The organism is [Clostridium] saccharolyticum WM1, from assembly GCF_000144625.1.
GTDB lineage: Bacteria > Bacillota > Clostridia > Lachnospirales > Lachnospiraceae > Lacrimispora > Lacrimispora saccharolytica.
Window position 1 is genome coordinate 1015733 of record NC_014376.1, and the last position, 14351, is coordinate 1030083.

11 protein-coding genes are annotated in these 14351 nt (G+C 45.7%); 4 read left to right on the forward strand and 7 right to left on the reverse strand.

The window, feature by feature from the left end:
* Positions 1-8: 8 nt before the first annotated feature.
* Positions 9-2627 carry a selenium-dependent xanthine dehydrogenase gene (gene xdh, locus CLOSA_RS04835; RefSeq protein ID WP_013271651.1) on the reverse strand — a complete coding sequence of 873 codons (2619 nt, stop codon included), beginning with the start codon at positions 2625-2627 and terminating at the stop codon, positions 9-11.
* A 507-nt stretch (positions 2628-3134) separates the two neighbouring features.
* On the opposite strand from xdh, the gene CLOSA_RS04840 reads away from it, so the two are divergent.
* The 3 genes from CLOSA_RS04840 to CLOSA_RS04850 all read left to right on the forward strand — a co-directional run bounded on the left by CLOSA_RS04840 (position 3135) and on the right by CLOSA_RS04850 (position 5673).
* Positions 3135-3596, forward strand: coding sequence for a DUF523 domain-containing protein (locus CLOSA_RS04840; protein WP_013271652.1), 462 nt, complete (start codon positions 3135-3137; stop codon positions 3594-3596).
* Positions 3597-3650: 54 nt separating this feature from the next.
* On the forward strand, positions 3651-4232 hold the full coding sequence (locus CLOSA_RS04845; protein WP_013271653.1) for a hydrolase: 582 nt from the start codon (positions 3651-3653) through the stop codon (positions 4230-4232).
* Between the two features lie 121 nt (positions 4233-4353).
* Positions 4354-5673, forward strand: a complete 1320-nt coding sequence (locus CLOSA_RS04850) for an aspartate kinase (RefSeq protein WP_013271654.1) — start codon at positions 4354-4356, stop codon at positions 5671-5673.
* A gap of 123 nt (positions 5674-5796) precedes the next feature.
* Here the strand turns inward: CLOSA_RS04850 and CLOSA_RS04855 are convergent, their stop codons facing one another.
* From CLOSA_RS04855 to CLOSA_RS04865, 3 genes are read right to left on the reverse strand one after another with little or no spacing between them, the layout of a single operon-like run.
* Positions 5797-7494, reverse strand: coding sequence for an FAD-dependent oxidoreductase (locus CLOSA_RS04855; RefSeq protein ID WP_013271655.1), 1698 nt, complete (start codon positions 7492-7494; stop codon positions 5797-5799).
* A gap of 29 nt (positions 7495-7523) precedes the next feature.
* Positions 7524-8912 (reverse strand): cation:dicarboxylate symporter family transporter, encoded by a 1389-nt coding sequence (locus CLOSA_RS04860; RefSeq protein ID WP_013271656.1) that lies wholly within the window; start codon positions 8910-8912, stop codon positions 7524-7526.
* The gene (locus CLOSA_RS04865) at positions 8913-10106 is read right to left on the reverse strand and encodes a MalY/PatB family protein (protein WP_013271657.1); all 1194 of its coding nucleotides are present in this window, start codon (positions 10104-10106) and stop codon (positions 8913-8915) included. It lies immediately after the preceding gene.
* 275 nt (positions 10107-10381) lie between these two features.
* Between CLOSA_RS04865 and CLOSA_RS04870 the strand changes: the two genes are divergently transcribed.
* The gene (locus CLOSA_RS04870; protein ID WP_013271658.1) at positions 10382-10864 is read left to right on the forward strand and encodes a MarR family winged helix-turn-helix transcriptional regulator; all 483 of its coding nucleotides are present in this window, start codon (positions 10382-10384) and stop codon (positions 10862-10864) included.
* Between the two features lie 141 nt (positions 10865-11005).
* Here the strand turns inward: CLOSA_RS04870 and CLOSA_RS04875 are convergent, their stop codons facing one another.
* From CLOSA_RS04875 to CLOSA_RS04885, 3 genes are read right to left on the reverse strand one after another with little or no spacing between them, the layout of a single operon-like run.
* Positions 11006-12625, reverse strand: coding sequence for a glycoside hydrolase family 13 protein (locus tag CLOSA_RS04875; protein ID WP_013271659.1), 1620 nt, complete (start codon positions 12623-12625; stop codon positions 11006-11008).
* Between the two features lie 16 nt (positions 12626-12641).
* Complete coding sequence (locus tag CLOSA_RS04880) at positions 12642-13472, reverse strand: carbohydrate ABC transporter permease (protein WP_013271660.1); 831 nt, start codon at positions 13470-13472, stop codon at positions 12642-12644.
* Positions 13472-14350, reverse strand: a complete 879-nt coding sequence (locus CLOSA_RS04885; RefSeq protein WP_013271661.1) for a carbohydrate ABC transporter permease — start codon at positions 14348-14350, stop codon at positions 13472-13474. The genes CLOSA_RS04880 and CLOSA_RS04885 overlap by 1 nt, the downstream gene beginning before the upstream one ends.
* Between the last annotated feature and the right edge of the window lies 1 nt (position 14351).

Genomic DNA, 14351 nt, shown 5'->3' on the forward strand with positions numbered 1-14351 from the left:
GAATCCTTTTATTTTGCTGGTTTCGGCTTGCGGTAGAATGTATTTTCCAATGGAAGACTGTACCGGAATACGCCATCCTTCTTATAATAAGCATTCTGCAAAGCAGGTGCTCCCATAACGCAAACGATCTCACCGACTCCCTTTGCTCCGAATGCTACATCAGAAGGATTCTTTTCAATGAACCGTATGTCAACAGGGGGCATCTGAGGTGCTTTAAAGATACCTAACGTACCTAACTTAGCCTGGGGAATGCCGTCCTTTAATGGGAAATCCTCTGTCAGTCCATAACCCAGCCCCATAGCTACGCCGCCTTCTACCTGTCCTTCTGCGGCCAGAGGGTTGATGGCTTTGCCTATGTCATGAGCTGCGATTACCTTTACAACCTTTCCTTCCTGGTCAATAACAAAAAGCTGTGTACCATATCCATAAGCAATATGGCTCACTGGATTTGGCTTATCACTGCCGATAGGATCTGTTTTAAAGTCAAATTCGCCGTAGTATTCTTTGCCTTCCAAATCACTTAAAGAATGTCCTGCATCCAAATCTTCTTTCAGCTTCAAGGCTGCAATGTGGATCGCTTCGCCTGTAAATACGGTCTGACGGGATGCGGTGGTAGTTCCGGAGTCTGGTGTGTATTTTGTATCCGGATGTCCAACCACTACCTGTTCCGGCGTAAGACCTGTGGTCTGACAGACCATCTGTAAGGTTATGGTCTGAAGTCCCTGGCCGATAGCAGCAGCGGAAGAGCCTGTAATTACCTTTCCGTCACGTATTCTTAAGATACAGCGGCCTACGTCTGCAAGGCCCACACCGATACCGGCGTTCTTCATGGCAGATGCAATCCCTACGAAATAATTAGGATCTGCTTCATATTTTTCAAAATCTTCTTTAACTGCTTCCAGGGTTTCCACCATACCGGTGCCTTCGTCAGCGATCTGTCCGTTAGGCAGGGACTGGCCTGGTCTGATGGCATTGCGGTAACGGATCTCCCAACCGGAAATTCCTACCTTCTCTGCTAACTGGTTGATCAAAACTTCCGTTGACATACAGGACTGGGTCACACCGAATCCACGGAATGCGCCTGCTGGCGGATTGTTGGTATAATAAGCATCCCCTTCAATGTCCACGTTCTGGTAATTATACGGTCCGCCGGCATGAGTGCAGGCTCTTTGAAGCACTGGTCCGCCCAGAGAAGCATAGGCTCCTGTATCTGAGAGAAGCTTTGCCTTCATTCCCTGTATAATACCGTTTTCATCACAGCCGATCTTGCAGTAGATTTCCATGGCGTGGCGCTTAGGATGATAATTAATGCTTTCCTGACGGGAGAAGGATACCTTTACAGGTCTCTTTGATAAATAAGCACAAAGAGCCGCCTGATGCTGTACGCTCATATCTTCCTTTCCGCCGAAGCCGCCGCCGACAAATGCGCTCTGTATTCTTACTTTCTCCAAAGGGAGGCCAAGATATGCACTTAATTCGTGGTGTTCATCATAAATACCCTGTGATCCGGTAATTACCTTTACCCCGTCACCGTCAGGAATACCTACAGCAGTTTCCGGTTCCATAAAAGCGTGCTCTGTGGGCGGAACATAGAAGGTGCCCTCTGCAATATATTTGGAATTTGCAAGAGCCTTCTCTGCATCACCGCGTTTTACTTCTTCATGGTCAAAAAGGTTGTTTTCCGGTATTCTGAATTTGCCAAAATGCATAAAGCCTTCGCCATGAACCTGAGGGGCGCCTGGTACCATGGCTTCTTTTGGAGAGCGGATGGGCTCTAGTTCTTCATAATCTATTTCTACGGCTTTCACTGCTGCTGCTGCCTGTTCCGGTGTTTCAGCAACGACCATGGCAAGGGTGTCGCCGCAGCACTTTGTTTCTTCGCCAACATCGATCATTCCGGGCCAGTCATGTGCCAGATGGCCGATGTACCTGTCTCCAGGTATGTCTTTTGCCGTATAAACAGCGACAACGCCCGGCATTGCAAGAGCCTTGCTGGTATCAATCCCGTTAATTTTAGCACGTGCATACTTGCTGAACACGTTCTTTCCGTAAAGCATGCCTTCCAGATAATAGTCATCGGCATATTTGGCAGTACCCAGGGTTTTTGCTTCCGCATCCACCCGGCAGGTTCTTTCGCCCACGTTACCGGTCTGCTTTAATTCAGGTACCTCTGTATTTTCCCTAAGCATTTTTGCCGCCAGCAAAATGCCGTCTTCTATTTTCGTATAACCAGTACACCGGCAGATATTGGTACGGATCGCCTGCTTTACATCTTCCCTGGTTGGATCAGGATTCTGATCAATGAGACACTTGCCGCTGATCACCATGCCTGGAATGCAAAAACCGCACTGAACGGCTCCTGCTGCCGCAAAGGCATAAACAAAGACATCTCGTTCTCTCTGTGTAAACCCTTCGATGGTCTGAACCTTTTTCCCCTCCAGCTTGGATAATTTAAGTACGCATGCCCGGACCGTCTTTCCATCTACAATTACGGTACATGTTCCGCAGGCTCCTTCCTTACATCCGTTTTTAACGGAGGTGATACCAAGCTTGTAACGGAGAAAATCCATTAATGCCATATCTTCTTCTGATTGGTAATCCTTACCGTTGACATTTACTACAAACATATCAATACCTCTCTCTCTTTATTTTTTGGTTGATATTATATAATCCCGCACATTTTATTTTACAATACTATTTTATATATTTTAGTTAAAAATGGCGTTTTTTATTTCTTCTATCCCATACATATTAACATATAAATGAATCAAAAACAATTCATATTCCATGAAAATATAAAAATTTTTTAGCCATACACAAAAAAAGTTAGAATATGCCATTTTCCGCTTAAACAGGCGGTTTCTCTCTGGTTACTTATAGATAATATCTATAAATATAATTGGGAAATAAGGTTGTTGCATAGTGTTTTCAAACCAGTTTGAAATATCCTGGTAATATTTTTAAAAGATTAAAAATATTGCATAATTTGCTGCTTATGGTATAATAAAAAGAGACGATGAAACGGTGTCCTCCGGGCTTTTGCCTGGAGGATGTTTTTTTACACAATGGTGTGGAAAATCTTTTGGCGGGGAAGAATACAGGAATATTTTAATTTCTTTATAAGGAGGCGTAAGATGAAAAAAGAAAACATTCTGGTGAGTGCCTGTCTGCTGGGCATTAACTGCCGCTATGACGGCGGAAACGGCTTACAGGAAGATTTGATTGGCCTAATGGAGAAATACAACTTAATACCGGTCTGTCCGGAGCAGCTTGGAGGTCTGGAAACGCCAAGGGAGCCTGCAGAACAGCTTAACCGGGATGACACAGGGAACCTTCCTGGAATCCGTGTGGTGAACCGGTCAGGAAAGGACGTAACGGACAGCTTTGTAAAGGGAGCAGAGGAGACTTTAAAACTGGCCGGGCTTTACGGCTGCAAGAGGGCCATTTTAAAGGAACGGAGCCCATCCTGCGGACATGGGATTATTTACGATGGGACGTTTTCGGGGACAAAAGTTCCTGGGAGCGGTGTGACAGCAAGGCTTTTGGAGGAAAATGGAATCAAGGTATCAGGAGAATCCGCCATAGGGTCCTTTTAAAACAAAGGAAGGATTGAAAAAATATCAATAAAAAATGGAGAAAGAGGAAAGGCTATGAACACAGCAATCACAAGACAACAGGCATTGGAATTACTTATGAAATATAATAAGGAACCGTTTCATCTGCTTCACGGTCTGACTGTGGAAGGGGTGATGCGCTGGTACGCAGGAGAAATGGGATTTGGTGAGGAGGAAGAATTCTGGGGGATCGCAGGGCTTCTTCATGATGTGGATTTTGAACAGTTCCCTGAGGAGCACTGCAAGAGAGCACCGGAACTTCTTGCTGAAATAGGGGCAGAGGAAGAACTGGTCCGGGCTGTCTGCAGCCATGGCTATGGCATCTGTTCCCATGTAAAGCCGGAGCATATGATGGAAAAGATCTTATTTGCAGCAGATGAACTGACCGGGCTCATCGGAGCGGCAGCCAGGATGCGTCCCTCCAAAAGCGTCATGGATTTAGAAGTCACCAGCTTAAAAAAGAAGTTTAAGGACAAGCGCTTTGCGGCAGGCTGCTCCAGGGAAGTGATTGCCGCAGGTGCTGAGAACATGGGGTGGACGCTTGATGAGCTGTTTGAGAAAACCATTCTTGCCATGCGTTCCTGCGAGGATCAAGTAAACCAGGAAATGAGAGAGTAAGTTTATGCATGAGAATGGAAAATTATGCACAAATAAAGAAAAATACTTGACAGCTGAATGCAATTAGGATATTATTTCCGTTAAATATGTAATAATAACCTGTATCAGAGGAGATAAGCGTATGAAAAAAGTTGTAAAATTCGGAGGAAGTTCTTTGGCCAGCGCAAAGCAGTTTAAAAAGGTTGGCGATATCATCCGCGGGGATAAAAGCAGACGTTTTGTGGTTCCGTCAGCGCCGGGCAAACGGAATGACAAGGATGAAAAGGTTACGGATCTGTTATACCAGTGCTATGATGCAGCAGCAGATGGAAAAAGCTATAAAAAGATTCTGGAGAAGATTAAGGAACGCTATGCAGAGATTATAGACGGCCTTGACTTAAACTTAAATCTGGATCATGAGTTTGAAACCATTGAAGAAAACTTCCTTAAAAAGGCAGGCCGGGATTATGCAGCTTCCAGGGGAGAGTATTTAAATGGACTGGTGATGGCAGAGTACTTAGGCTTCGAATTTATAGATGCGGCAGAAGCGATCTTCTTTGATGCAGATGGAACGTTTAATGCGGAACTTACCAACAAGGAGCTTGGGGAGCGGCTGGAGCATGTGGAACGGGCAGTGATTCCCGGCTTTTACGGATCCAGGCAGGATGGCACCATAAAGACCTTTTCCAGAGGCGGTTCCGATGTGACAGGCTCTATTGTGGCAAAGGCCATTCATGCGGATATGTATGAAAACTGGACGGATGTTTCCGGTTTCCTGGTGGCTGATCCCAGGATCATCAAGAATCCTGAGGTCATTGAGACCATTACATACCGGGAGCTGAGAGAGCTGGCTTATATGGGAGCCAGTGTCCTCCATGAGGATGCCATTTTCCCGGTGAGAAAAGAAGGGATACCCATTAATATCAGGAATACCAATAAGCCTGAGGACAAGGGGACCCTGATCGTGGAAAGCACCTGCAGGAAGCCTAATTATACCATAACCGGAATCGCAGGGAAGAGAGGCTTTTGCTCCATTAACATTGAAAAGGCCATGATGAACGCTGAGGTGGGGTTTGGGAGAAAGGTACTGGAGGTATTTGAAAAATTCGGAATCTCCTTTGAGCATATGCCGTCGGGAATCGATACCATGACCGTATTTGTCCATCAATCGGAATTTGTGGAATTTGAGCAGTCTGTCATCGCAGGGATCCACAGGGCGGTGGAGCCTGATTTCCTTGAGATGGAATCAGATCTTGCGCTGATTGCCGTGGTGGGCCGGGGGATGAAGGCCACCAGAGGAACTGCCGGTAGGATCTTTTCGGCTCTTGCCCATGCCAGAGTCAATGTTAAGATGATTGACCAGGGCTCCAGCGAGCTTAATATCATCATCGGCGTGAAGAACGGAGATTTCGAAGAAGCAATCAAGGCGATTTATGATATATTTATTATGACTGAGGTTTAAGATAAAAGTATCCGGCCAAGTAATCAGGTATTAAGAGTATCTTGAATTATCAAGGCTTTGCAGACAAAAACAGACGGTATGACCCTTTTTCCAGGCCATGCCGTCTGTTTTTATCCTTAGCTTTTACAGAAAATTATATTCCGTAAGTATCTTTTCCCGTCCTGTAGTCATATCTGTAAAATATTCATAATAACTGATTCCAAGGAAGGAGCCGGATATATTCAGGACATTGTCAAAACCGCGGCCCTTTAACGCCATGGCCGCATTATAGCTTCTCTGGCTGGTCCTGCAGTGCAGGAATACCGGCCTGTCATGAGGAATCTCTGATATACGCTGCCTCAATTCACCTAAGGGGATATTTACAGCTCCAATAAGATGTCCCATCTCAAACTCGTCCCGGCTTCTTACATCAATGATGCAGGCTTTGCTCTCCACCAACTCCCGCACGTTACTTACAGGAACCTGTTTAACGACTCCGTGCAGGACATTGAGTGCCACCAGTGCAGCCAGATTAACCACATCTCTTGCAGTGCCGAATACCGGTGAGTAGCAGAGTTCCAAATCTTTTAAATCCTCCAGTGTTCCGTTCATGGCAATCAGAGTTGCGATCACGTCGATTCGTTTGTCCACGCTGCCTTTGCCGATGGCCTGGGCTCCCAGAATCCTACCTGTGGGTACTTCGAATACCAGCTTAAAGTGCATGGGAGAACTGCCGGGCATTAAGCCTACCTTATCCATGGCTATGGTGTAGACAAAATCACATGGTATGTTATTTGCTTTTGCGGTTCTCTCATTTAAGCCTGTGGCTGCAGCGTTTAACCGGAACAGCCTGACCGCACAGGAGCCGATGACGCCGTTATTTCTGGAGGGCATGCCATACATGGCATCAGCAGCAGCCCTTGCCTGCCGCAGAGCCGGACCGGCTAACGGGAGCTTAATTGGTTTGTGGGTCAGACGCTGGTAGACTTCGATGGCATCGCCCACTGCATAGATATGCGGATCGCTGGTGCGGTAATCCGGTGCCACCTTGATGGCACCGGTTTCACCGGTTTCCAGACCGGCCTGCTTTGCCAGTTCTGTCTCCGGCAGTACGCCAATGGAGAGCACCACTGCATCGCAGGGCAGCTCCCTGCCTGAGTTTAAGATAACCTTATCCTCAGTGATGGCCTTAACACCGTCACCCACAGCCAGTTCCACGCCCTGATCATAAAGCTCTTTTTGCAGAATCTGGCTCATATCATAATCAAAAGGTGCCATGATCTGGTTTGCAGCTTCTGCCACAGCTACCTGCTTTCCAGCTGATTTCAGATTTTCTGCCACCTCCAGGCCGATAAAGCCGCCTCCGATTACAACCACCCTGCGGACTTCTTCCCTGGAAATATACTGATCCAGCGTTTCAATATCTTTCACATTGCGCACGGTAAATACATGAGGGAGAGTCACCCCTTCGATTGAATTGGGACGGATAGGATAGGATCCCGGTGAAAGCACCAGTTCATCATATGATTCTTCATATTCCCGGCCGGATACACGGTCCTTGATACGAATTTTCTTAAGGGTGCGGTCAATGCCGCACACCTCACTGTTAACACGTACCTCAATATCATACGAATTCTTAAATCCCTCCGGCGTCATCAGCACCAGCTCGTCTTTATCCTCTACGGTTCTGCTTAAATAATAGGGAAGTGAGCAGTTGGAGAAGGATACATGTTCGCCCCGTTCCAATATGGTTATGGAAGCATCTGCATCCAGACGCCTGATTCTGGCTGCCGCGGACGCACCGCCCGCAACACCTCCAACAATAAGAACCCGTTTACCCATGTTCACACATCCTTTATCAATTATTTTCGTTATAAATCCTCTTTAGCGGAAGCCTGTTTCTTTTCCAGGTTCAGAGACTTGTCATTATACACCTTCATATCAATATTATTCGTCAGCTTTGCGGCCACCAAACCGGTTATCATACCGTCACTTACATTCAGGGCGGTTCTGGCCATGTCGATCACAGGCTCAATTCCTACCAGAAGACCTGCGATACCAACCGGGAGTCCAAGTGCGGATAATACGGTGATGCCTGCAAAGGTAGCGCCGCCGCCGACACCGGCGATGCCGATGGAAGCAAACGTGATGATAACTACCATCAGGAGAAAGAAGGAAGGGGTTATGGGCTGGCCCACGGCAGGAGCCACCATGATTACCAGCATGGCAGGATAAATCGCCGCGCATCCGTTTTGTCCGATGGAGGTACTAAGGGAACCGGCCAGGTTGGAAACTCCGTTATCTACGCCCATCTCATCGGTCAGGGTTCTGATGGTCAGCGGCAGGGTTCCTGCGCTGGTACGGGAAGTAAATGCAAATACCAGGGTTGTCATAGCCTTCTTAAAATATGTGAGCGGGCTGACTCCTACGGCAGCCAGTATCAGTCCGTGAATGATGAACATGATAAAAATAGCTGTATAAGAGGCAAGAACGAAGGTTACTAGCCTCAGGATACTGGTGTAGTCACTTCCGGCAATGGTTTTGGTCATCAAAGAGAAGATACCGAATGGGGTCAGCATGATAATCATCATGACCACTTCCACAACCAAGGTGTTCAGCGAATTCATTATTTTTCCGAAAAACTCCGCCTGTTCCGGCGCATATGTCCGAACACCGATAACTCCGATTCCAAGGAATGCCGCAAAGAGCACCACGGAAAGGGTTGCATTGTTCCCCTGTCCGGTCAGGGCAAAGATTGGGTTGGATGGAATGATATCAATAATGGTTTCCTCAATAGAAAGACCCTCTTTCGCCTTCTCCTCCAGCTGGGAAGTCTTCTTACTTTCCGCTTCGCCGATCTCCAGTCCCTCTGCGCTGACACCAAATGCCGTAGCAGTAACACCGCCAACCACTGCTGCAACTGCTGCCGTGGACAGGAGGATGGCCAGTACAAGAGCTGTTATCTTGCCGAGGTTCTTGCCTGATTTCTGGTTAATGATAGCACAAACGATGGATACAAATATCAATGGGATAACCATCATCTTTAATAGCTTGGTATAAGCAGTACCCACCAGGCTGATCCAGCGGAGGCTCTCAGATACCGCCGCATCATCTGCGACTGTCTTTAAAATTGCACCAAATATAATACCGCCGAACAAACCGGCAACGACACGTACATTAAAAGATTTTCCTTTTTTCTGCAATACAAACAGAACACCCAGATAAATTAAAAAACAGATTACACTAATCGAAACAGCCATTTATTCTCCCACCTTTTCTTTGATGTTTTTGATAATGCTTTCAACAGCAGTAACAACATTCTTTGTATCTGTAGCCAGATTGATCCGGATAAATCCATGAGCCATGAGGCTGAACCATTCCCCGACGTCACAGGCAAGACGGCACTTGTTCTGGATAAATCCGGCGGTTTCTTCCCCTGTGAGATAGCCCCTTAAGTCAATCCAGGACAGATAGGTTCCTTCAAGAGGCGTAACAATGATCTCCGGAAGCTCCCTTGCAAACTCCTGCTTCATATAATTATAATTGTGAATAATCAATGTCTTCACGTTCTCCAGCCATTCTTCCCCTCCCCGGAAAGCGGCCTCCACGCCTACAATCCCCATGAGGTTAACTTCCGGGGAACCAATGCCTTTGATGTATGCATCATAGGCAGCCATCAACTGTTTGTCAAATATGATTACATGGGAGTGAATCAGCCCGGCTAAGTTAAAGGTCTTGGAACCTGCATTCAGAGTAATGAGAATATCCTTATACTTCCCGTTGCTGACCAGTGCGGATGATACGAACTTCTTCCCTTCATAGGTAAAATCCTGATGAATCTCATCGGAGACCACCAATACCCCATGCCTGTGGCAGATGTCAAACATGGTATCCAGCTCTTCCTCTGACCATACCCGGCTTACAGGGTTATGGGGAGAACACAGGATGAACATCTCTACCTTGTTGTCGATGATTTCCTTCTCAAACTTTTCAAAATCCAGGGTGTAATAACCGTTGTGATTATCAAGTTCACAGGTTACCAGCTTTCTGCCAGTGTTCAGTATGGCATCATAAAATGGATAGTATACAGGGGGGCAGATAATCACAGACGCTTCCTCTTGGGTATATGCCCTTACCGCCGCATACAGGGATCCCACCACTCCGGTGGCAAATCTTACATTTTCCCTGGCAAGATCTACCTTATGATGCTTCTTCTGCCATGCAAAGAAATAATCAAAATAGGAATTCTCAACGGCGCCATAGCCAAACACGCCGTGCTCCACGCGCTTTACCAGCGCCTCCCTTACTGCTGCCGGCGACTGGATCTCCATATCAGCAACCCAGAGCGGAAGCAGGTCTGAATCTCCGAAAATTTCCTGAAGTGAGTCCCACTTTAAGGTGCCTGTTCCCCGACGTTCCACACAATTTTCTCTACAGAACTTCTCAATGTCCATGAAAAATACCATCCTTTTTCTAGAATAAGCAAGATGTCACTAAATATTGTTTACTTACTGAACTATATTATAAAATAATTAGTGCATACTGTCAATATATATTTAATAATAATTTTATAAATAGGGCAGTTTATACACAAAAATTTGATTTTCCATTTTTATAGTTAATTTGCTTAACAATATTTTCATCTTTGAATGAAATATAATATTGAAGCCCTATTCTATATATGGTACTATTACATATAAGACATTACCAATAGAACAGGAGCATCTATATGAGTCATATTTCAGATATAAACAGCGCATATCAAAAGTTGAATGCGCGGGCAGATAAGCTGTATGAATTTATCATTTTATATCATAACTACATCTATGCCCATCACACATATGAGAATGAAAACTTTAACATGATGGAGATCCACACCCTTACCTACATTGACGATTCTCCCGGGATTACTGCCACTGAGCTATCAAAGATATGGCATAAAAGCAAAAGTGCCATATCCCAGGTCATTAAAAAGCTGGTTGACTCCGGATATATAGAAAAACGCTACAAGGAGAATAATGAAAAGTCAGTATGCCTATACGTGACAGAAAAGGGACAGAGACTCTCCTCGGTTCATAAAGCTTACGATGTTGCAGACATCACACAGACAACCTCTTATCTGATTGAACAGTGCGGAGAGTCAGATTTGGACGCCTTTTACAGGATTATTGAGAAGTATAATGAACTTTTGAAATCTGATTTGGAATTATAGATCCCAGCCCTGTCATTGAATAATCATTGTAAGGAGAATAAAGAGAGCCGTCATCGGCTCTCTCAGAAAGACAAATCGGTGCTCAGGACGCAAGTCCGGGCACCGATTTCCTTTTAGAACATAAATTTCTTTGTATTGATATCACCCGATCAGATACATTCTGGCTTCATAGGGCCTGAGCTCATTCGGCAGGCCCTCATCCGTATAGGAACTGGCCAGCAGCTTTTTCTCACAGTCAAATTCTTTGGGAAGCGGAAGCAAGACCTTGTTGCTGTAAAAGTTGCATACCACCAGCAAGACAGTTTTTTCCAGTGTACGGGTATAGGCAAAGATGTCAGGATCCTCAGGCAGCAGAAGCCGGTATTTCCCGTCTGCGAATACATCGTAGGTTTTCCTTAACTCAATCAGCTTCTGGTAAAGGTAAAAAATAGAAGTATCATCTGCCAGAGCAGCCTCTGCATTGATTTTTGTATAGTTTGGATTCACCTTGATCCAGGGAGTTCCCTCTGTAAACCCAGCTTCTTTGCCCTGATTCCACTGCATGGGCGTTCTGGCATTATCCCTCCCTTTTGTATAGATTGACTCCATGACATCGGATTTTTTATATCCGGCTTCGGTTCTTTCCCGGTATAAATTTAAAATCTCTATATCCCGGTAATCTTCTATATGATATCTTACGTTGGTCATCCCAAGTTCTTCGCCCTGGTAGATATAGGGGGTGCCTTGCATTCCATGAAGGAGTATTGCAAACATCTTGGCTGATTCCACCCGGTATTCCTTATCATTTCCCCAGCGGGATACGATTCTCGGCAGGTCATGGTTGTTCCAGAACAGGCTGTTCCAGCCCTTGCAGAAAAGGGCTTCCTGCCAGGCGGATAGGACACGCTTTAATTCCGGAAATGGAAGAGGTGCCAAATCCCATTTTTCTCCGCCCTTTTTCTGGTCAAGGCAGATATGCTCAAACTGGAATACCATGGAAAGTTCCCTGCCATCCGGATTGCTGTAAAGCAGGGCACTTTCCGGATTTGCACTCCATGCTTCCCCTACGGTGACAAGATCTCCTTTCTGAAAGGTCTCCCTGCTTAACTCCTGTATATAGGTATGGAGCTTTGGCCCGTCTGCTGTGATCAGCCGGTCAGGATCCTTTGCCACACAGTCGATGACATCCAGCCGGAATCCGCCGATTCCTTTCTCCATCCACCAAAGAATCATATCCTGGATTTCCCGGCGTACCTTCGGATTTTCCCAGTTAAGATCCGGCTGCTTTACTGAAAACTGATGAAAATAGTATTGCCCAAGTTCCGGAACCCATTCCCAGGCCGGGCCGCCAAAACAAGCCCTTAACCCATTGGGCACAACTCCTGCAACCCCATCCTTCCATACATAATAATCGTGATAGGGGTTATCCTTACTTTTTTTCGCTTCTTTGAACCATGGATGTTCATCCGAAGTATGATTTAAAACGAGGTCCATGATGATGCGGATCCCCTGCTTTCCTGCCTTTTCTATCAGCTCATCCATGTCCTCTAAATTCCCGAACATGGGATCGATATCCTGATAATCCGATATATCATACCCATTGTCATCCTGAGGCGAACAACAGACTGGGGAGAGCCAGAGAGCATCTGCTCCCAGCTTTTTCAAATAGTCAAGTCTGGAGATAATCCCTTGAAGATCTCCGATTCCATCCCCGTTGCTGTCCTGAAAGCTTTTGGGATAAATCTGATAGATAACCGCTTGTTTCCACCATTTACTGTTCATTTTCTTCTTCCTTCCGTTAAGCTTTTACAGAACCGCTGGTCACTCCTGCGATGATCCATTTCTGACAAAATACATATACCGCTAAAACTGGCAGCAGCACCATTAAATATGAGGCAAATGCAAGATTATACTGCGTAGAGAACTGGCCTTTAAACACATACTGGGCCAACTGCAGGGTTTGCTGGCTTGCATCGCTTAACAAAACCAGGGGCATCAGGAAGTCATTCCAGGTCCACATAAAGGACAGGATTGCCACCGTAGCGCTCATCGGCTTAAGAAGCGGAAATAGAATGCTCCAAAAGGTCTGGAACGTATCCGCCCCGTCAATCCTTGCTGCCTCCTCTAATGCCACAGGCAGGGATTTGATGTAACCTGAATAAAGAAACGTATTCATGGGCAGTCCGAATATAATATAAATGAATGTGATGCCATAGATGTTATCCAGATGAAAGGATGAGGCCTGTTTTACCAGGGGAAGCATAATCACATTGAAAGGGATAAACATGGCGCTGATAAAATAATAATACATGAGATTAAAAAATCTGCTTTTCTCCTTATTCCTTATAATGGCATAAGCTGCCATGGAATTGGTCAGGATGGTAAACACCAGATTGATGCTTGTGATAAAAAATGTATTTAAGAACTTCTTTGGATAGTCGGTAAGCACCCATGCCCTGGAAAAATTCTCGAAGTGCAGGGAAGTGGGAAGTGCCAGTACATGTTCCATGTCTGACGGTGATTTCAAAGCGATTACCACCGTAAGATAAAGGGGGCCCAGGATCACGAAAACAGCGATTGCTGACAGAAGGATTGTCAGGAGCCAGTTGGTCTTTTCTTTCTCTTTCATCAGTTGATTTTCGCCTCCCTTTTTTCTAAGATCTTCAGCTGGAATACGGAAATTGACGCCACAACCAGGAATAAAATAACGGCATTGGCTGACTGGTAAGCAAACTGTCCGCCGTCAAATCCCCGCTTATAAATCAACATGGAGATCGTAGTGGTCGCAGTTCCGGGCCCTCCCCCAGTCATCGCCATAATCTGGTCAAAGGCCATAAGAAAGCTCTTCACACTTAATACCATATTGATGGTAAAAAAAGGAGCGATCAGCGGGAAGGTGATCTTGATAAACCGCTGGAGGCCAACGGCACCGTCAACGGATGCCGCGTCATAAATATCCTTATCCACCGTCTGAAGGCCGGAGAGATAGATCATGGTGTTAAAGGCCATGGATTGCCAGACGGTAACGAACAAAACCCCCAGCCATGCTTTGCTGGTACCAAGGATATTGACACTCAGCCCATCGATACCCGCCAATTTTCCAAATCCCGGAATGATATTTCCAAAGATAAAGTTAAATACAAAACCGATGATCAGAGTACCCAGCATATATGGAAGGAAATACAGCGCCTTTAAAATATTCTTTCCACGAATTTTCCCATTGAGCCCGCATGCCAGCGTCAGACTTAATACGTTGACAAGGACAGTGGCGGAAAGTGCAAACTGAAAGGTAAAGCCATAGGCCTGCTTTATGGAAGGATCCTTAAAAAACTGCAGGAAATTTTTAAAACCGATAAATTCCCAGTTCCCATAGCCCTTCCAGTTGGTAAAGCTGTAATAGATACCTTTTAGAAAGGGAACCGTATGAAGTAAAAAGAACAGTGCTGCCACGGGAACCACCATAAGATAGAACGCTGGACTGATATGGTTACTTTTATGTTTATTCAAT

Excerpts from the sequence above, each read along its gene's own strand:
- CLOSA_RS04850 (WP_013271654.1), top strand. The coding sequence starts at position 4,354 with ATGAAAAAAGTTGTAAAATTCGGAGGAAGTTCTTTGGCCAGCGCAAAG.
- CLOSA_RS04875 (WP_013271659.1), bottom strand. The coding sequence starts at position 12,625 with ATGAACAGTAAATGGTGGAAACAAGCGGTTATCTATCAGATTTATCCC.
- CLOSA_RS04860 (WP_013271656.1), bottom strand. The coding sequence starts at position 8,912 with ATGGCTGTTTCGATTAGTGTAATCTGTTTTTTAATTTATCTGGGTGTT.
- CLOSA_RS04880 (WP_013271660.1), bottom strand. The coding sequence starts at position 13,472 with ATGAAAGAGAAAGAAAAGACCAACTGGCTCCTGACAATCCTTCTGTCA.
- CLOSA_RS04845 (WP_013271653.1), top strand. The coding sequence starts at position 3,651 with ATGAACACAGCAATCACAAGACAACAGGCATTGGAATTACTTATGAAA.
- xdh (WP_013271651.1), bottom strand. The coding sequence starts at position 2,627 with ATGTTTGTAGTAAATGTCAACGGTAAGGATTACCAATCAGAAGAAGAT.
- CLOSA_RS04870 (WP_013271658.1), top strand. The coding sequence starts at position 10,382 with ATGAGTCATATTTCAGATATAAACAGCGCATATCAAAAGTTGAATGCG.
- CLOSA_RS04840 (WP_013271652.1), top strand. The coding sequence starts at position 3,135 with ATGAAAAAAGAAAACATTCTGGTGAGTGCCTGTCTGCTGGGCATTAAC.
- CLOSA_RS04865 (WP_013271657.1), bottom strand. The coding sequence starts at position 10,106 with ATGGACATTGAGAAGTTCTGTAGAGAAAATTGTGTGGAACGTCGGGGA.
- CLOSA_RS04855 (WP_013271655.1), bottom strand. The coding sequence starts at position 7,494 with ATGGGTAAACGGGTTCTTATTGTTGGAGGTGTTGCGGGCGGTGCGTCC.